Annotated in this window: 20 protein-coding genes; 9 read left to right on the top strand and 11 right to left on the bottom strand. The window is 74.3% G+C overall.

Going from position 1 to position 17684, the window contains the following annotated elements; genetic code table 11:
* Nucleotides 1-170: 170 nt before the first annotated feature.
* Nucleotides 171-944, bottom strand: coding sequence for a type I methionyl aminopeptidase (gene map / locus Dvina_RS29250; RefSeq protein WP_223092545.1), 774 nt, complete (start codon nucleotides 942-944; stop codon nucleotides 171-173).
* Nucleotides 945-1010: 66 nt separating this feature from the next.
* Between map and Dvina_RS29255 the strand changes: the two genes are divergently transcribed.
* Nucleotides 1011-1277: a helix-turn-helix domain-containing protein gene (locus Dvina_RS29255; RefSeq protein WP_223092546.1), complete on the top strand. Its 267-nt coding sequence runs from the start codon at nucleotides 1011-1013 to the stop codon at nucleotides 1275-1277.
* A gap of 334 nt (nucleotides 1278-1611) precedes the next feature.
* Entirely contained in the window at nucleotides 1612-2739 is a 1128-nt protein-coding gene (locus Dvina_RS29260; RefSeq protein ID WP_223092547.1) for a DMT family transporter, read from the top strand.
* Between the two features lie 79 nt (nucleotides 2740-2818).
* Here Dvina_RS29260 and Dvina_RS29265 read toward each other — a convergent pair whose 3' ends face one another.
* Together Dvina_RS29265 and Dvina_RS29270 are read right to left on the bottom strand one after the other, a co-directional pair.
* Entirely contained in the window at nucleotides 2819-3865 is a 1047-nt protein-coding gene (locus tag Dvina_RS29265) for an Rv2578c family radical SAM protein (RefSeq protein ID WP_223092548.1), read from the bottom strand.
* Between the two features lie 10 nt (nucleotides 3866-3875).
* Nucleotides 3876-4361 carry a carboxymuconolactone decarboxylase family protein gene (locus Dvina_RS29270; protein WP_223092549.1) on the bottom strand — a complete coding sequence of 162 codons (486 nt, stop codon included), beginning with the start codon at nucleotides 4359-4361 and terminating at the stop codon, nucleotides 3876-3878.
* Between the two features lie 155 nt (nucleotides 4362-4516).
* On the opposite strand from Dvina_RS29270, the gene Dvina_RS29275 reads away from it, so the two are divergent.
* A complete protein-coding gene (locus Dvina_RS29275; protein WP_223092550.1) occupies nucleotides 4517-5125 on the top strand; it encodes a hypothetical protein in 609 nt (202 codons plus the stop codon).
* A 32-nt stretch (nucleotides 5126-5157) separates the two neighbouring features.
* Entirely contained in the window at nucleotides 5158-5526 is a 369-nt protein-coding gene (locus tag Dvina_RS29280; protein WP_223092551.1) for a VOC family protein, read from the top strand.
* Nucleotides 5527-5542: 16 nt separating this feature from the next.
* On the opposite strand, the gene Dvina_RS29285 is transcribed toward Dvina_RS29280, so the two are convergent.
* The 3 genes from Dvina_RS29285 to Dvina_RS29295 all read right to left on the bottom strand — a co-directional run bounded on the left by Dvina_RS29285 (nucleotide 5543) and on the right by Dvina_RS29295 (nucleotide 8154).
* On the bottom strand, nucleotides 5543-6724 hold the full coding sequence (locus tag Dvina_RS29285) for an MFS transporter (RefSeq protein WP_223092552.1): 1182 nt from the start codon (nucleotides 6722-6724) through the stop codon (nucleotides 5543-5545).
* 89 nt (nucleotides 6725-6813) lie between these two features.
* The gene (locus tag Dvina_RS29290; protein WP_223092553.1) at nucleotides 6814-7218 is read right to left on the bottom strand and encodes a DUF3224 domain-containing protein; all 405 of its coding nucleotides are present in this window, start codon (nucleotides 7216-7218) and stop codon (nucleotides 6814-6816) included.
* Nucleotides 7219-7227: 9 nt separating this feature from the next.
* Nucleotides 7228-8154, bottom strand: a complete 927-nt coding sequence (locus Dvina_RS29295; protein WP_223092554.1) for an NADP-dependent oxidoreductase — start codon at nucleotides 8152-8154, stop codon at nucleotides 7228-7230.
* Between the two features lie 88 nt (nucleotides 8155-8242).
* Between Dvina_RS29295 and Dvina_RS29300 the strand changes: the two genes are divergently transcribed.
* Together Dvina_RS29300 and Dvina_RS29305 are read left to right on the top strand one after the other, a co-directional pair.
* Nucleotides 8243-8863: a TetR/AcrR family transcriptional regulator gene (locus Dvina_RS29300; protein ID WP_223092555.1), complete on the top strand. Its 621-nt coding sequence runs from the start codon at nucleotides 8243-8245 to the stop codon at nucleotides 8861-8863.
* Nucleotides 8860-10056 (top strand): CoA transferase, encoded by a 1197-nt coding sequence (locus Dvina_RS29305; RefSeq protein ID WP_223092556.1) that lies wholly within the window; start codon nucleotides 8860-8862, stop codon nucleotides 10054-10056. Before Dvina_RS29300 ends, Dvina_RS29305 begins: the two co-directional genes overlap by 4 nt.
* On the opposite strand, the gene Dvina_RS29310 is transcribed toward Dvina_RS29305, so the two are convergent.
* Both Dvina_RS29310 and Dvina_RS29315 read right to left on the bottom strand, forming a co-directional pair.
* The gene (locus tag Dvina_RS29310) at nucleotides 10046-10978 is read right to left on the bottom strand and encodes an RNA polymerase subunit sigma-70 (RefSeq protein ID WP_246655393.1); all 933 of its coding nucleotides are present in this window, start codon (nucleotides 10976-10978) and stop codon (nucleotides 10046-10048) included. The two genes, Dvina_RS29305 and Dvina_RS29310, sit on opposite strands and share 11 nt — an antisense overlap.
* Nucleotides 10975-11883, bottom strand: coding sequence for an alpha/beta hydrolase (locus Dvina_RS29315; RefSeq protein ID WP_223092557.1), 909 nt, complete (start codon nucleotides 11881-11883; stop codon nucleotides 10975-10977). Before Dvina_RS29315 ends, Dvina_RS29310 begins: the two co-directional genes overlap by 4 nt.
* Before the next feature lie 90 nt (nucleotides 11884-11973).
* Here Dvina_RS29315 and Dvina_RS29320 point away from each other — a divergent pair, with 90 nt between their 5' ends.
* Nucleotides 11974-12276, top strand: coding sequence for a hypothetical protein (locus tag Dvina_RS29320; protein WP_223092558.1), 303 nt, complete (start codon nucleotides 11974-11976; stop codon nucleotides 12274-12276).
* Here the strand turns inward: Dvina_RS29320 and Dvina_RS29325 are convergent.
* Together Dvina_RS29325 and Dvina_RS29330 are read right to left on the bottom strand one after the other, a co-directional pair.
* On the bottom strand, nucleotides 12257-12763 hold the full coding sequence (locus Dvina_RS29325) for an NUDIX hydrolase (protein WP_223092559.1): 507 nt from the start codon (nucleotides 12761-12763) through the stop codon (nucleotides 12257-12259). The genes Dvina_RS29320 and Dvina_RS29325 overlap by 20 nt on opposite strands.
* Before the next feature lie 4 nt (nucleotides 12764-12767).
* Entirely contained in the window at nucleotides 12768-14057 is a 1290-nt protein-coding gene (locus Dvina_RS29330) for a GNAT family N-acetyltransferase (RefSeq protein ID WP_223092560.1), read from the bottom strand.
* A 247-nt stretch (nucleotides 14058-14304) separates the two neighbouring features.
* Here Dvina_RS29330 and Dvina_RS29335 point away from each other — a divergent pair, with 247 nt between their 5' ends.
* The gene (locus Dvina_RS29335; protein ID WP_223092561.1) at nucleotides 14305-15411 is read left to right on the top strand and encodes a GH12 family glycosyl hydrolase domain-containing protein; all 1107 of its coding nucleotides are present in this window, start codon (nucleotides 14305-14307) and stop codon (nucleotides 15409-15411) included.
* 174 nt (nucleotides 15412-15585) lie between these two features.
* Here the strand turns inward: Dvina_RS29335 and Dvina_RS29340 are convergent, their stop codons facing one another.
* On the bottom strand, nucleotides 15586-16047 hold the full coding sequence (locus Dvina_RS29340) for an SRPBCC family protein (protein WP_223092562.1): 462 nt from the start codon (nucleotides 16045-16047) through the stop codon (nucleotides 15586-15588).
* Nucleotides 16048-16267: 220 nt separating this feature from the next.
* Between Dvina_RS29340 and Dvina_RS29345 the strand changes: the two genes are divergently transcribed.
* Complete coding sequence (locus Dvina_RS29345) at nucleotides 16268-17683, top strand: non-reducing end alpha-L-arabinofuranosidase family hydrolase (RefSeq protein ID WP_223092563.1); 1416 nt, start codon at nucleotides 16268-16270, stop codon at nucleotides 17681-17683.
* The last annotated feature ends 1 nt before the right edge of the window (nucleotide 17684 follow it).

The raw sequence follows: 17684 nt of genomic DNA on the forward strand, positions 1-17684 counted from the left end.
TCCCACACAGTGGATGGCCGCGCGCAACCCGCGCGGCGTCACCGGCGCGCCGGCCGCGGCAGGCCGTACCCCGGTGGGACGGATGGCCCCCACGGCAGCGCGTCTCGGCCTCAGCGCGGGAGCGCGGCGCGGTGGTTCGCCGGGCGGGCGGTCGCGTCGGCCGGGTGCGGCTAGGTGCGGGGCAGGGTCATGATCTCGGCGCCGTCCGGGGTGATGGCGATCGTGTGCTCGGTGTGGGCGGTGCGGCAGCCGGTGGCGCTGCGCAGCGTCCAGCCGTCGGCGTCGGTGACGAGCTTCGCGGTGTCGGCCATGATCCAGGGCTCCAGGGCCAGGAGCAGGCCGGGGCGCAGCGTGTAGCCGCGGCCGGGGCGGCCCGTGTTGGAGACGTGCGGGTCCTGGTGCATCGTCGAGCCGACGCCGTGGCCGCCGAACTCGGTGTTGATCTGGTAGCCGGCGTCGCTCAGGACCGTACCGATCGCGTACGACAGGTCGCCGACGCGGGCGCCCGGGCCGGCGGCGGCGATGCCGGCCTGCAGTGCGCGCTCGGTGACGTCGATCAGGGCCAGGTCCGCGGCGGGGCGGGTGTCGCCGACGATGAAGCTGATCGCCGAGTCCGCGACGACGCCGGCCTTCTCGACAGCCAGGTCCAGGGACAGCAGGTCGCCGTCGGCGAGCGTGTAGTCGTACGGCCGGCCGTGCAGCACGGCGTCGTTGACCGACGTGCAGATGTAGTGGCCGAACGGCCCGCGCCCGAACGACGGCGCGTAGTCCACGTAGCAGGAGGTCGCCCCGGCCTCGGCGATCATGGCCTGGGTCCACCTGTCGATGTCCAGCAGATTGGTGCCGACGGTGGCCCGGCTCTTCATGGCCTGCAGGATGCCGGCCACCACGGCGCCCGTCTCACGGGCTTTGGGCAGGTCGGTGAGCTCCAGGATCTCGATCATGTGCCGTCTTCCTCGTCGCGACCAATAACTATCCCGGGCATATTATCCCGGTACTAGAATCGGTCCATGGTCAGGTTGCCCCTCACCGCCGACGAGGTCGAGCGCGGCCAGCGCCTCGGTGCGCTGCTGCGCCGGGCCCGGGGTGACCGCTCCATGCTCGAGACCGCGCTGCACGCCAGGGTCTCCCCGGAGACGCTCCGCAAAATCGAGTCCGGCCGCGTCGCCACCCCGGCCTTCTCGACCATCGCGGCCATCGCCGCCGTCCTCGGCCTCTCCCTCGACGCCGTCTGGGCCGAGATCAACCAGCCCGACCGCGACGAGGTCCTGTCGTAGACCCCGGCAGACCACAGCCCTGCCACCGCACGGCCTGCCACCGCGCAGCCTGCACCGCACGGCCTGCATCGCACGGCCCCGGCACCGCATCGCCCCGCCGAGCCGGCGCACCCACCGGCCGGTCGCGCCGATCGGCCGGTTGACGCCGGCCGCGCCGCCGATGGCGAACCGGCCGGCGCGATCATCGACCGCCGGACCGGACGATCCCGGCCGGGGCGCGACAAGTTGCTGACAGCGCGCTGACCCGCCGCGTTCACCTCGGAGGACACGTTCGGGGTCAGCCGTGCGCGGGGGTGGGGTCGCCGTCGTGGGCGGTGCCCGCCGGCGTGCGTGGGTGATCACATCGCGGTCGGTCGCGGACCCGCCGCGCCGTGTGACCCCCGAGGAGCCGTGGACGTTGACGACGCCCGCCGACGTGGCCATCCGTGTTGCCGAGCCGCCGGAGGTCCCGCACCGCCGGCGCGGGACGGCGCCGTTCGCGATCGTGCTCGCCGCCGCGGCGTGGAGCACCGTCGGGCCGGCGATGGCGTTCCTCCCGGCGTCCGCGAGCCCGCCCGGGGTGGCCGCGGCCCGGATGGCCGCCGGGAGCGCGCTGTTCGTCGTCGTGGCCGGCGGACGCTCGATGGTGCGGGACGTCCGCGCAACCCCCCGCGGCGTGCTGCTCGCGGTGACGGCGGCCGTGGCCATGGCCGGCTATCAGACCGCCTACGTCACCGCGATGCACCTGAACGGCGTCGCCGTCGGCACGGTCGTCAGCATGACGAGCATCCCGCTGTTCGGCGGCCTGCTCGTCGCGGTGACGAGCGGGCGCCGGCCGTCGCGGGTGTGGCTGGCGGCGACCGGGGCGGCGGCCGGGGCGAGCGCGCTGCTGGCCGGCGGCGCGGACGGGCGCGGGCTCAGTGCGCTGGGCGTCGTGTGCGGGTCGGCCGCCGGGTTGGCGTACGCGGTCTTCACGATGGCAAGCCACACGGCGATCCGCCGCGGCTGCCCGTCGCGGTCGATGATGGCCGCGGCGTTCGCCGGGGCGGGCGTCCTCATGAGTCCGCTGCTCGTCACGGCCCGCGCGTGGCTGGCGACGCCGTCCGGGGTCGCGGTCGTCGGCTATCTCGCCGCCGTCGCCACCGTCGGCGCATACGTGCTCTTCGGGCGCGGGCTGGAAGGCACGCCCGCCACGACCGCGGCGACGCTGGTGCTCGTGGAGCCGGCGTTCGCCACGGTGATCGGGCTGCTGCTGCTCCACGAGCCGGCCACCGCCCGCACGCTTGCCGGCCTGGCCGCGATGGCCCTCGCCCTGGCCCTGTTCACGGTCCGCCCGCGCCGCGCGGGCCGCAGACCCGTCCGTGGTGCCGTTCCGGCACAAGGCGGCCCCGGCCGCGCGCCGCGGCCGGGCGAGCAGGATGGGCCCGCCGAGGCCGCGGACGGCAACCACCCCGAGCCGGCTTCGAACGCTCCCCGGGCCTAGCAGCGCGCCGGACGCCCGCACCCGTCTCGGCCGCTGTGGTGCCGGGCGGCCCGGCCGGGGCGGGCCGGTGACCGCGGCGTCAGAACAGGGTCGGCTCGGGCGGGGGCGGTGGGGGGCGGCGCTTGCCGAGGAGGGCGAACTTGTCCTCGGTGGAGTCGTCCGGGACGGGCAGGCCGTGGCGGTGCAGGGCCTGGTGCACGCGGGCCTTGACGGTGTCGCGGTAGGCGCGGGGGGTCCGGGAGCCGGTCGCGTAGAGGTCCGCGTAGGCGGGGAGCAGCTCGGGGTAGCGCCGCCGAAGCCACTGCAGCACCAGGTCCTTGACGCCCTTCTGCAGGTAGAGCGACGTGGGCAGGACGTTTGCCGCGCCCGCCGCGGCGAGCTCGGCGATCGTGGCGTCGAGCTGCTCCGCGCTGTCCGTCAGGTACGGCAGGATCGGCGCGAGGAACACGGTAGGGGCGAACCCGGCGTCGCGCATGGCCCGCAGGGTGTCGAGGCGCGCGGCGGTGGACGGTGCGCCCGGCTCGAGCGTGCGCTGGAGGTCATCGTCGAGGTACGCGATCGACAGCCCCAGCTCCACGTTGACCTTCTGCGCGGCGGCGGCGAGCCGGTCGAGGTCGCGCCGGATGAGCGTGCCCTTGGTCAGGATCGAGAACGGGACCCTGGCCCCGGTGAGCGCATCGATGATCGGCGGCATCAGTGTGTACCGCCCCTCAGCCCGCTGATACGGATCGGTATTCGTGCCGAACGCCACCCGTTCGGGCCGGACCCGTTTCGTCGCGAGCTCCCGGCGCAGCACCTCGGCGACGTTCACCTTCACGATGATCTGCGCGTCGAAGTCGGCGCCGAGGCCGAGCCCCAGATGCTCGTGCGTCGGCCGCGCGAAGCAGTAGGCGCACGCATGCGTGCAGCCGCGGTAGGGGTTGAGCGTCCACTCGCCGGGCAGCATCGCGCTGGTGGCCGGCACGTGATTGAGCGCGCTCTTGGTCAGGACCTCGTGGAACGTGACACCCTCGAACTCGGGCGTCCGGACGCTGCGCACCAGGTTCTGCACCCGCCCCAGGCCGGGCAGCGTCCCCGGCGCGATGGCGTCGATCCGCTGCCCGTCCCAGGCCGTCGGTGCATTCACACGCGACACATTACTTGTCGTAGTTCTGCCCGATCGGCCGGCCGGGGATGGGCTTGGCGATGAGCGCGACGGGCACGAAGAACAGTATCTGCCCGATGGCCGCCGTCAATGTCCACAATGCCTTGTCGTCGTAATGCGCGGCCGCCTCCGCGAACAGTTCGTCGCTCACCCGCTCCCCCGCCGGGTTCGCCGTGAGCACGGCCTCGACGAGCGCCAGGGCGGCCCGCTCGGCGGCGGTGAAGTACGGCGAGTCCCGCCACGACGGCAGCGAGTCGATGCGCTCGGCTGACTCTCCCGCCGCCCGCATGAGCGCGGCCTGCCGTACGGTGTGGTAGCTGCTGGCGACGATCTGCCCGGCCCGCAGCTGCACGAGCCCGATCGTCGGCTGTGGTACCGCCCCGTTGTCGATGAGCCTCGACATGGCGGCGCCGAGCGAGCCCACGTCGGGCAGCAGCGGGAGCGGGTCGGGCAGCCGGGACTTGAGTGCTTCGGTCATGGTGTTCGCCCTCCGTTGTGATGGCTTCGCCCCATCCGACGACGCAGGGGGCGCGGATGTCTCGCCGGGCGCAGTGCCGCGCGGCCGGTGTTCGTGCCCTCCGGCCGGCTCACGGTACGGTGTCATCGACAGCGGTCCAGGGGTTTGGGGGGAGCGTGGCATCGGTGTGGCGGGTGTGGGCGGGGCGGGGGCTGGCCGCGGTCGCGGCGATCGGCGCGGCGGTGGCCCTGGTGGGGCTGACGACCGGGGCGTGGGCGGCCGGCACGTTCACCGGCGATACGCGCAACGGCTCCGCCGACACCGGGCGGCGGCTCGTGCTCGACCTGTTCCCCGACGGGCGGCTCACCGTCCGTGACGGCGGCGACCCGGGGCTGCGCCAGCTGTACGACGCCGGCCAGAACACCGCGCTGCGTGACGCCCTGCAGCACTCGATCCCCGGCATGCTCGACGGGTTCGCGGTCGCCTGCGTGATCGCCGTCGGCATCCTCGCGCTGGTGGGCGTCTTCAAGCGGCTGCCGGCGTCCCTGTGGGCCGTCGGCTGCGCGGTCGCGGTGGGCGCGCTCACCGCCGTGACGGTGCTGCGGTTCGAGGTCCTCGCGGCGCTGGGGACGTACCTGGCGCAGATGCACCTCACGACGACCACGTCGGTCCAGGAGGCCGGCCTGGCCGGGCAGACCTCGATCGCGCTTGTGGTGTCGATCGTCGCCGGGGCCGCCGCCGCCAGCCCGCTGCTGCGCCAGGCGCCCGACACCCCCGACGACTGACGACCATGCCGGCGCCGGGCTACGGTGGGCGTATGGCCGTCGCTCGATTCGCCTCCATCGTGTTCGACTGCAGCGACCCCGAGGAGCTCGCGCGGTTCTGGGCGGCGATGCTCGGCGGTGAGGTGGCGGCGGCCGGGGACGAGTTCGTGGCGGTGCGCACGGCCTACGGGTGGTTCGCGGCCATGCGGGTCGCCGACCACCGGCCGCCCACCTGGGCCGACCCGGCCGTGCCGAAGCAGGTGCACGTCGACCTGTCGGTCGACGACCTCGACACGGCCGCGGAGGCGGCGGTCCGGCTCGGAGCCACGCTGCTGCCGGGGCAGCCCGCGCCGGATCGATATCGGGTCCTGCTCGACCCGGCGGGGCACCCGTTCTGCCTCTCCGTCCAGATACCCCGGTGAGGGCCGGCCTTCCGCGCTACATCCGCGGCGCCCGCGCGAGGACCACGGTGGAGGCGACACCGACCGCGCCGGCCAGGACGAGGACGAGGCCGGGCGCGCCGGCCCCGACGCCGTAGGCGAACACGGCCGTCGCCGCCGCCGGCACGCCCGCCTCGGCGATCGCGGCGATCCCGGTCAGGGCGCCCTGGACGGCGCCCTGCTCGTCGGCGGCGGTGCGGGTGGTGATCCAGGTCTGCGTGGCGGTACCCCCCAGAGCGGCAAGCGAACCGAGGGCCATGCACGGCACGATGAGCGCCGGGCCGGCCAGCCCGAAGCCGGCGAGGCTCACCGCGCCCGCCCAGCCGGAGACCAGTGCCGCGCGGCGGACGCCCAGGCGGGTGACGAACGGGCCGGCCAGGGTGCCCGAGACGACGGCGCCGAGCAGGGCGCCGGCCGCCATCACGGCGCCGACGACGGCCGGGGACCAGGCGAAGCGGGCGATCATCACGAACGTCCATGTGCACTGGTTGGCCATCCGCGCGATGTCGCCGAGGAAGCGGGCGAGGGTGAGGTGGCCGAGGCCGGGGCGGCGGGCCAGGGCGAGGATCGCACCGACCGGGTTGGCGACCCGCCAGGCCAGGCTCGTGCCGCGGTCGCCGGGCCGCGACTCGGGCAGCACCAGCGCGCCGTAGAGCGCGTTGACGCCGGCGAGCGCGGCCGCGGCGAAGAACGGCAGGCGCGGGTCGGCGGCGCCGAGCAGGCCGCCGATGACGGGGCCGGCGACGAAGCCGACGGAGAACGCGGCGCCGACATACCCGAACGCCTTCGCGCGGCCCGGCGGCTCGGTGACGTCGGCGATGTACGCGTTGACGACGGTGACCGTCCCGCCGAGCGCCCCGGCGAAGGCGTGCGCGGCGAGCATGGCCGGCGGGGTGTTCGCGGTGGCGTGGGCGAGCCAGTCGACGCCGAGCGCGAGCATCGCGCCGACGAGGACGGGCTTGCGGCCGTAGCGGTCCGACAGGCGCCCGAGCAGCGGCGCCCCGATGAACTGGGTGACCCCGAAGGCGGCGCCGATCCAGCCGGACCAGAGTGCGCCGGTCGCGGGGTCACCCGTGACGGCGCTCAGCAGGGACGGCAGGACCGGCACGACGAGCCCGAGCCCGAGCATGTCGACGGCGACGGTGACGAGCAGGAACGCCAGGGTTGGCGGGCGTGACACGAGGGTGCTCCTTCACGAGGTGGGCAACCCCCACCCGTTCGGAAGCACGGAGGATCAGATTATCGGCACCGTCAAATGGTTTTTCGCCGTCACAGCTCGTAGTCGAACCAGACGCGGTGAGTGCCGTCGTCGTCCACGCCGAGGCCGCCGCCGCCCGTAATGCCGGCCAGTTCGGCGGTGCCGCTGTTGGCGACGATCGCAAAATATTCGCCGGTACGGTCACCGCCCGATGTCGACGCGGAGTGCACGAAGTTGAAGGTGCCGGCGCGGCCGTTGACGCTGCCCTCGAACGACTCCATCGCCACGTAGGTCCCCGCGCCCGACGCCTGGTCGAACGCCGCCGTGAACAGCGTGGCCGCGCGGCCTTCGACCTCGCCCTCGAAGTGCTTCTCCAGCCGGGCCACGCCCACGGGCAGCGCGGTCTCGATCGGCGGGTCGGGCACCACGTCGGTGGGGACGAAGCTCTTGACGCTGAAGGTTCCGGTGGCTCTCATGCCGCGACTTTACCGACCGATCCGCAGCACCAGCTTGCCGTGGGCGTGACCCGAAAGGCTTGTCGCGAGGGCCGCGCGCCAGTCGTCCAGGTCGTGCACCGCGGCCACCGGGATCGTGAAGCGCCCCGCCGCGGCCAGCGCGGCGTATTCGGGGATCGCGAAGTGGCACAGCCGCATGCCGGTGTCACCGATGCCGGTGCGCACGCCCAGCGGTCCGGCCGCGGCCATGTCGCTGAGGGTCAGCACCTGCCCGGGCGCGGCGACGGTGCGCACGAGCTCCGGCAGCACGCCGCTCGGCGGCGCCGCGTCCAGGGCCACGTCGACGAGCCCGCCGGCCAGGGCGGTGACCCGCTCGGCGACGCCTGGCCCATACGGGGTGACCTGCGCCCCGGCGGCCTGCAGGGCACCGGCGAACGTGGTGCCGGCGGTGGCGATGACCCGGGCGCCGAGGTGGGCCGCGATCTGCACGGCGGCGTAGCCGATCATCGTGCCGCCGCCGCTGACCAGGACCGTCGTGCCCGCGCCGACGCCGAGCGCGTCGAGGCCCCGGTAGGCCGTCTCGACGGCCATCGGCAGCGCGGCCGCGGCGACCGGGTCGAGCCCGGCCGGCCGCGGGAACCAGGTGTCGAGCACCGCGAACTCCGAGGCGCCGGCGGCCGGGCCGGTGAACGGGGCCGGGCCGAACACCGCGTCGCCGATGCTCGCGCCGGCGACGTCCGCGCCGAGCGCGTCGACGGTGCCGGCGACCTCCAGGCCCACGCCGCGGGGCAGGGTGCCCGGGAACAGGCCGCGGCAGAGGGCCCAGTCGGCGGCGTTGAGCCCGCACGCCTGCACGGCGACGCGGACCTGGCCCGGGCCGGGCTGCGGAGGCTCGGCGGTTTCCAGGCGCAGGACGGTGGCCGGGTCGCCGTGGTCGTGGAAGCGGAGTGTGCGCATGCGGGGTCCTCCCAGCGGTGACGACAGGATCTGTCGTCACCGACGCTACCACGGTGATGACAGCATCTGCTGTCGCTAGACTGTCGGCATGGCACGGTGGGAGGGCGACACCCAGGGCCGGCTCGAACGGGCCGCGCTGGAGCTGTTCCAGGAGCAGGGCTACGACCGCACGACAGTCGCGCAGATCGCCCAGCGCGCGGGCCTCACCGAGCGCTCGTTCTACCGATGGTTCGCCGACAAGCGTGAGGTCCTCTTCGGCGGCCGCACCGACCTCGAGTCCCACCTGGTGCGGGCGGTCGCCGCCGTCCCGCCCGGCACCGCCGCCCTGCCGACGCTGCTGGCCGCCCTGGCCACCGTCCCGCAGGTCATCCGCCCCCGCGAGTTCCTGCTGGTCCGCACGGCCGTCATCGCCGCCAACCCGCCCCTGCGGGAGCGCGAGCTCATCAAGCTGGCCGCGCTCGCCGAGGCCCTCACCACCGCGCTGGTGGACCGCGGCATCGACGCCCAGACCGCCCGGCTGGCGACCGATCTGGCGTTGGCGGTCCTGCGGTTGACGGGCCAGCGCTGCCTGGCCGACGAGTCCGCCGACTTCCACGCCACCCTGGCGCGGTCCGCCGCCGACCTGGCCGCCGTGGCCGCCTCGACCGCCGGCCCCGCCTCCATCGCCGGCCCCGCGGTGGCCGCCTCCGCCGAAGCGGCCCGGCCGTGACGTCGCCGGCGGTCGACGAGTGCGCGGTCGCGGCCGTGACCGCGTGCCTCGACGCGGCGGCGGACCTGGCCGAGGTGCGCACCGGGCGGCGGCCGGTGGTCGAGGTCGACGCCGGGCACGTGCACGCGGCCGTGCGCGGCGAGGCGCTGCTGCGCGATGCCCACGGCAACGGCATCGGCGGCTTCGCGGCGCTGTCGCGGCTGTGGCGGGCGGCCGACGGCTGGGTGCGCACCCACGCGAACTATCCGTGGCACCGGGCCGCGCTCATCGCGGCGCTCGGCCCCGAGGCCGGGCTCGAGGCGGCGATCGGGGCGCGGCCGGCCCTGGAGGTGGAGCGGCTGGTCTACGCGGCCGGTGGACTGGCCGTCGCCGCCCGGCGCCCGGGCGGGTGGGCCTTCACGGACGGGCCGTTGATCGCGATCGAGCCGGCGGGCCACGGGCAGGCGCTGCCGCCGCCGGGTCCGCTGCCGGCGTCGGGGCTGCGGGTGCTCGACCTGACCCGGGTCATCGCCGGGCCGGTCGGGACGCGGATGCTCGCCGCGCTCGGGGCCGACGTGCTGCGGGTCGACGACCCGAACCGGCCGGAGCTGCCGCTGCACACGGTGGACGGCGTCATCGGCAAGGCGAGCACGCTGCTGGACGCCGGCACTGCGGACGGGCTGGCGACGTTGCAGGGGCTGGCCGCCGCGGCCGATGTCATCGTGACCGGGTATCGGCCCGGGGCGATGCACCGCCTGGGACTGGAGCCCGAGCGGTGGCCGGGCAAGGTGGTGGCGACGCTCTCGGCGTGGGGTACCACCGGCGAATGGGGCGCCCGGCGAGGGTTCGACAGCCTCGTCCAGGTGGCGACCGGCATCGGGTGGGCGAGCAGCCCCGACGGCCGGCGGCCCGGCGCACTGCCCTACCAGCTGCTCGACCACGCCACCGGATACCTGCTCGCCGCCGGGGTCCTCACCGCCCTCGCGCGGGGCGGGGGCGCCCACGTGTCCGTCTCGCTCGCCCGCACCGCCCGCTGGCTCCTGGACCACGGTCCGGGCGCGGCGACCCGGACCCCCGACCCGGACGCCTACCGCGTCGAGCTCGGCAACGGCTGGACCGGGATCGGCCCGCCCGGGCGCCTCGACGGCCAACCCCTGGCCTGGCCGCGGCTCCCACCCGAGTACGGCGCGGCCACGCCGGCCTTCACCCGCTGACGAGGCCGGGGAGGCCGAACGCCACGATCCGGCGGATGCCCGTCGCGGTGATGCTCAGGACCGCGACGCCGAAGGGCTGCCCGCGGTATCGCACGTAGGCCGCCGGCTGACCGTTCATCCGGGTGGGCGCCAGGTGCCAGTCGCCGGGCCCGCCGAGGACCTGGGCCAGGTACGGGATGCAGGTCCTCTTCCCGGCGAACCAGGTGCGCGACGGCAGCAGCTCCAGGGAGGCGTCGGTGCGCAGGGCGCGTTCGAGGATGGCGACGTCGCTGCGTTCGAAGGCGGCGATGTACTGCTCCAGCAGCGCCCGCGCGGCCGGATCGTCCGGTTCGGCCAGGCCGGTGCCGTCCTCCGACGGCGCCACCTCGTCGAGGCGCGCCCGGGCCCGCTGCAGCAGGCTCTTCACCCCGGGGACGGTGACGCCGAGCATCTGCGCCACCTCCGCCGCCGGGAAGCCCAGGACCTGGCGCAGGATCAGCACCGCCCGCTGCCGGGGCGGCAGATACTGCAGCCCCGCGACGAGCGCCAGGCGCAGACTCGCCCGGACCGCGACCACCTCGGCCGGGTCCGCGGACGGCGGGGTGACGAGCGCGTCGGAGATCGGGCGCAGCCAGGGGACCTCCCAGTCCGCGTCGCCGGGCGGGGCGTACGGGTCGTCCGCGGGGGCGCCGAGGCCGGACGGGAGCGGGCGGCGGGCCCGGCCCTCCAGCGCGTTGAGGCAGGCGTTGGTGGCGATGCGGAACAGCCACACGCGGATCGACGCCCGCTCCTCGAACCCCCCGTAGGCCCGCCAGGCCCGCAGGTACGTCTCCTGCACCAGATCCTCGGCCTCCTCCGGCGAGCCGAGCATCCGGTAGCAGTGCCCGAGCAGCTCGCGCCGGAAGGGCTCGGTCCGGCGGGTGAAGGCGTCCTGGTCGGTCACAGTCCCAGCTTGGGGCGCAGCCAGGCGGCGACGCGAGCGATTGCGGCGTCCGCCACCCCGCTGTGCCCGGCGCCCATCTGGAACGTGTGCTGCTCCCCCGGCTCGATGTCCAGCTCGGCCTCCACGCCGTGCTTGCGGGCGGCCTGTTCCAGGCGGACGGCGTCGTCGAGGAGCATCTCGCCGCCGCCGACCTGGATGTACATCGGCGGGAGCCCGGTCAGGTCGGCGAACAGCGGGCTCACCATCGGGTCGGCCGGGGACACGGTGGGCGGCAGCAGCATCCGGACCAGGCCGTCGATGTCCATCTCCTGCTCGCCGCCGAAGAGCAGGTCGGTCGGCCGGTTGGTCCGGATGGACGGCCCGCCCTGGGTCATGTCCGTCCACGGCGAGATCGGCGCCAGCGCGGCCGCGTACGGCAGCCCCTGAGCACGGGCCCGCAGCATCAGCGACAGGCTCAGGCCGCCGCCGGCCGAGTCGCCGGTGACCGCGATGTGCTCGGGGCGGGCCCCGGCGAGCAGCGCCCGGTAGACGGCGGTGACCTCGTCGAGCTGGGTCGGGTACTGCCGCTCGGGGGTGTGCGAATAGGCCGGGAGCACCGCGCGGGCGCCGACCGCCTTGGCCAGGTGGGCGTAGAGCTTGCGGTGGGTGTAGATCGAGCCGCCGACGTACCCGCCGCCGTGCAGGCACAGCAGGACCCGGTCGGCGGCCGCGGCGATCGGCTCGGCCCAGAGCACCGGCACGCCGCCGAGCTCGCGCTCCCGGTAGTCGACGCCGCCGGGCTCGGCCGTCACGTCCCCCCAGTGCGAGTCGACGGCCCGCCGCTGCTCGAGGGTCAGCGGCGGGTCGAGCCGGCCCAGGGCGTTGCTGCGGCGGTAGAAGCTGTCCAGCGAGTAGATGTCGTCCATACCCGGTGTAGACCGGCGCGACCGCGAAAGGAATCGCCGGCCCCGGGCGCCGACCGGATCGTCGTGACCCGAGGTCCTACCATCGGGCGCATGGCCGCCTACGAGTTCGGGTTCCTCCGGTTCTTCTCGCAGCGCAGCAGCGACAGCGGCGTCACCTGGACGTTCAGCACCGACGGTGCGCAGAAGCGCAACGTCTGGATGCTGATCACGGCCACCGACGCCGTCGTCGCCGGCGTGCACGACCCGGAGGCGGCGGTGCGGGACCCGCTCTACGGCCACCGCAAGCTCGCCGAGGCGCTGAACACGCTCGGCGCCGACGGGTGGACGCCTGTCGTCGAGGAGGGCGGCCGGGGCAACAGCGCCGCCCGCTACCTCATGCGCCGCCCGCGCTGACGAGCGCGTATCGCCGGAACGCCTGCTGACCGTCGGGGATGAACCGCCGCTGCCCGACGAGCGCGGGAAGGTCCGGCACGGCCACCCAGCCGTGCCAGGCGACCTCGCGCGGGTCGGGGTCGATCGGGCCGGTGAGCGTGGTCTCGTGGACGGCGAGCCAGTACGAGCCCAGCACCCCGTGGCACAGGAACCGCACCACGGGCCGCACCGCGGCGCGCACGCCCAGCTCCTCGTGCAGTTCGCGGGCGGCCGCGCCGGCGTAGCTCTCGCCCGCGCCCACCGCCCCGCCGAACATCACGTCGTGGTGGTCCGGGTAGCGGGCCGCATCGCCCGGCCGGCGGTACACCAGGATCCGCCCGCCGGGGTCCCGGCACACGGTCGCCGCGATGCGGTGCAGCCAGCCGTGGCGGAGGGCCTCGGCCCGCGGGACGGCCCCGATGACCCGGTCGCGGTCGTCGACGCGGTCGACGTACTCCGTGGCACCCATCGGCTCAGAAGACGAAGGCGTTGAACGGCTCCGGGTCGTGGCGCAGCGCCCGCCCGAGCGCCGCGACCGCCCCCGCCCGGTGCTCCCGGATCAGCCCGGCCGCCGCCAGCAGCGCCGCCGAGTGCCCGCCGAGGAACAGCGACCCGAGCGCCTGGATGCCGATCGTCACCTCGGGCGCGGCGCCGGTGCGCACGCACGACCCGCCCGACGGCCCGAGGTCGAGCCGCCACACCCCCGCGTTGCCCGGGCACATCGGGTCCGGCGGGACCTCGATCGTCAAACCCGTTTCGCCGGTGTACTGCCGGGAGCCGATCGCCGCCGCCAGGTCCAGGATGCGCAGCCACAGACTGTCCGACTGCCGCGTGACCCGCATGGCCCGCGGACTGCGCAGCATCCACCGCAGCGGCTCGTCGACCGGCCGGGCCGGCGCCACCACCCGCCGGGTCAGGTCGAAGTCGAGCAGCAGCCCCCACAGCGCCCGGTACGCATCCGGGGAGGCGGCCTCGAGCGCCTCGACCACGAGCGTCCCGGTGTGCTCGACGGTGCTCGACCACGGCAGCCGGAACTGCGCGATGCCGTCCACGGCGCCGCCGGTGCGGTGCACGAGGTAGCGCATCGGCCCCGCGGTCCCGGACGACTCGTCGCTGAGCCGGTCCCAGCGCCCCGGCTGCGGGCTCAGCTCCCCGACCCGCTCCCGGCGCACCAGCGCGTGCACCTGCGGCCAGGCCGCCCGGGCGACGGCCGCGCCGACGAGCTCGAGGTCACCACCGGCCGGCGCGGGGTCGGCGAACGCGGCCTCGGCCCGCTCGATCTCCCACCGGGTCCGCCGGGTCGCCGGCCCGAACCCGTAGCGCCCGTAGATCCCGCCCTCACTCGCGCTGAGCCCGGCCAGGGCCTCACCGCGGGCGAGCGCGGCGTCGAACATCGCCTGCATCATGCCGCGCAGCAGCCCCCGCCGCCGATGCGTGGCCACCACCGCCGTCGCCGTCACCCCGCCCATCGGCACCGCCAGCGGCCCGGGCACCGTGATGTCCATGGCCAGCATGGCCGACCCGCCGACGAGCCGACCGTCCACGAACGCCGCCTGCGGGAAGAACCCGCCCCCGAACACCCGCTCCGCGAACGCGTCGAGCTGCGCATCGGTGGCCGGAGCCGGGGGCTGCGGCCACGCCTCGGGGCCGCCGTGCCAGGCGGCCGGCGCCGGCTCCCAGTGCGGCAGCCCGTTCACGTACGGCAGCACCTGCAGATAGGACCGCACCTCGGCCCGCTCGATGGGCCGGATCTCGATCGTCATCCGGCAATTGAACCCGCTGCGCCGCCGGCGGGCCGCCCGGGGTGGCGCGCCGCCCGCGCCCGCCCGGCCGCACCCTGGCCCGGACCGGCGCGACTCCGTACAGCGTGTACGTTTCATTACCGGTCAAGTGCCCTGAGCAGCGACAACGGTGAATGTTCGGCCGCCGTCTCGCCGATGGGCGCCGGGTTGCCTAGCGTCCGCGTGGACGGAGCGCTCCCGCTTGCTCCGCCAGGGAAGGAGGCAACACATGGGCAAAACGCTGCGCGCGGTTGCCGCTGCCGGCCTGCTCGTCGGAGGTCTGGCCGCGGTACTCGGGCCCGCGTCACCGGCCAGTGCGGACACGCAGATCTGTGAGACCTACGGGTCCACCACGATCGGCGGGAAGTACGTGGTCATGAACAACAACTGGGGCAACAGCGCCACCCAGTGCATCAACGTCACCGGCAGTGGGTTCTCGATCTCGCAGATCAACGCGAACAAGCCCACGAACGGCGCGCCGGCGTCCTACCCCGCCATCTACGTCGGATGCCACTACACGAACTGCTCGCCGGGCACCAACCTGCCGATGCAGATCAGCGCGATCAGCTCCGCCCAGACGAGCATCAGCTACAACTTCGTCAGCGGGGCCACGTACGACGCCGCGTACGACATCTGGCTCGACCCCACGGCGAAGAAAGACGGCGTGAACGCGACCGAGATCATGATCTGGTTCAACCGGCAGGGCTCCATCCAGCCGGTCGGCAGCCGGGTCGGCACCACCTCGATCGCGGGCCGCTCGTGGGAGGTCTGGCAGGGCAACAACGGCGGTAACGACGTGATCTCCTACGTCGCGCCGTCGCCCATCTCCAGCTGGAGCTTCGACGTCAAGGCGTTCATCAACGACGTCATCTCCCGCGGCAAGGCCACCACGGCGTGGTACCTGACGAGCATCCAGGCCGGCTTCGAGCCGTGGATCGGCGGCCAGGGCCTCGCCGTCACCGCGTTCTCCGCGACCGTCAACGGTGGCGGCGGTGGCGGTGGCGGCGGCGGAGGCGGCGGTGGCGGAGGCGGAGGCGGAGGCGGCACTGCCGCGTGCACCGCGACCTACCGCACCATCAGCAGCTGGTCGGGCGGCTTCCAGGGTGAGGTCACCGTCCGCAACTCCGGCACGGCCGCGCTGACCGGCTGGAGCACCACCTGGTCGGGCGGCAGCGCCTCGATCAGCTCCCTGTGGAACGGCCGGGTCACCGCGACCTCGCCGGTGACGGTCCGCAACGAGACGTACAACGGCAACCTGGCCGCGAGCGCCTCGACCACGTACGGCTTCACCGCCAGCGGCACCGCGCCGTCGTCGGTGAGCTGCGCGTCCGCCTGAGCACGACGACCGGCCCCGCCCGCACCGCGGCGCGGGGCCGGTCCCTTTGCGCCACGGCGGGCGCCTCGGCGCGGCCTGCGGGATGCGGGCCCGGACGGTTTCGAACGCGGCCTCGATGCGCCGGCCGTCACGGCCCTGCGCGATCGCCGGCACCGCCCGGGAGGCCGGGCCCGGTCAGGTCTCCAGGAGCGCGGCGAGGTTGGCCAGCGAGGAGTGCAGGCCGGTGGCGTGGTCGGCGGCGGAGATCCCGGGCGGGACGTCGTCGGCGCGGAACTCCACCCGGGTGCCGCCGGCGACCGCCGCGACCTCCCACGTCATCGTCATGGTGCCGGCCTGCGCCGGGTCGTCGGAGACGAAGTCGACGGCCTGCACGACCCGGACGCCGGGGACGATGTCGACGTACCGGGCCTCGACGACGTCGGAGTCGGCGGTCGTCTTGCCGCGGGCCGTCGCGGGGTCGGCGTAGGTCAGCACGAGCCGGTAGGACCCGCCCGGGCGCGCGTCGAACCGCTCGAACCGGCCGCTCATGTCGCCGGGCGGCAGCCAGGTCGTCAGCGCCGCGGGGTCGACGAGCGCCGCGAACACGCGGTCGGGCGGGGCCGCGATGACGCGGGAAGCCCTGTCGGTCCGGGTCATCCGCCGAGTCTAGCGGCGCCGATGTAACTTTCCAGCGCGACTCGGGCGCCGGCTGCGGCATAACACTTTTCATCGTCTGAGCAGCTCAGGACGCCGGTTCGCGGTGGGCTCAGCGGCTCGGCAGCGGGCGTGGCGGCGGTACGAAATCAGGGCCGTTGACGCTTGAAAAGTGAGCGCTAACACTCGCCGAATCCGTCCTACTCGCACCATGGAGGATCTGATGCCGCTTCCACGCACCCGGGTGCTGGCCGCCGCCTGCACCGCGGGTCTCGCCGTGGCCTGGGGAGCCGCGGTGCTCACCGCGGCCCCGGCCCAGGCGGCGGCCGGCTGCCGCGTCGACTATGCCGTGGCCAGCTCGTGGCCCGGCGGGTTCACCGCGAACGTCACGGTCACCAACTTCGGCGAGGCCATCAACGGCTGGCGGCTCACCTGGTCGTTCGGGTCGGGCCAGACGGTCACGCAGCTGTGGGGCGGGACCGTCGCGCAGTCCGGCGCCGACGTCACGGTCACCAACGCGAGCTACAACGGGAGCATCCCGACGAACGGCACCGCCACGCTCGGCTTCAACGGGGCCGCGAGCGGCGCGAACCCGGTCCCCGCGAGCTTCGCCCTCAACGGCACGACATGCACCGGCCAGACGGGCTCGACCGGCGGGACCACGCCGCCGCCGTCGTCCGTGCCGCCCTCGTCGCCGCCCACCTCGAGCACGCCGTCGCCGACCGGGGGCTCCTGCACGCTGCCGTCCACCTACCGCTGGACGTCGACGGGCGCGCTCGCGTCACCGCAGAACGGGTGGGTGTCGCTGAAGGACTTCACCAACGTCGTCTACAACGGCAAGCACCTGGTCTACGCCACGACCCACGATTCGGGCTCGTCGTGGGGGTCGATGAGCTTCGGCCTCTTCAGCGACTGGTCGGCGATGGGTTCGGCGAGCCAGAACAAGATGAACTTCAGCACGGTGGCGCCGACGTTGTTCTACTTTGCGCCGAAGAACATCTGGGTGCTGACGTATCAGTGGGGTGGGACGGCGTTCTCGTACCGCACGTCCAGTGACCCGTCCAACGCCAACGGGTGGTCGGCGCAGCAGACGCTGTTCACGGGCAGCATCTCCGGCTCCGGGACCGGGCCGATCGACCAGACGCTGATCGGTGACGGTCAGAACATGTACCTGTTCTTCGCCGGTGACAACGGCAAGATCTACCGGGCCAGCATGCCGATCGGGAACTTCCCCGGCAGCTTCGGCTCCAGCTACACCCAGGTCATGAGCGACTCGACGAACAACCTCTTCGAGGCCGTCGAGGTCTACAAGGTCCAGGGCCAGAACCAGTACCTGATGATCGTCGAGGCGATCGGCAGCCAGGGCCGCTACTTCCGCTCGTTCACGTCCTCCAGCCTGAGCGGGTCCTGGACCCCGCAGGCGGCCAGCGAGTCCAACCCGTTCGCGGGCAAGGCCAACAGCGGCGCGACCTGGACCAACGACATCAGCCACGGTGACCTGGTCCGGACCAACCCGGACCAGACCAAGACCATCGACCCCTGCAACCTGCAGCTGCTCTACCAGGGCCGCTCCCCGAGCTCCGGCGGCGACTACGGCCTGCTGCCGTACCGCCCGGGCCTGCTGACCCTGCGCCGGTGAG

Source organism: Dactylosporangium vinaceum (assembly GCF_019904175.1).
Lineage (GTDB): Bacteria > Actinomycetota > Actinomycetes > Mycobacteriales > Micromonosporaceae > Dactylosporangium > Dactylosporangium vinaceum.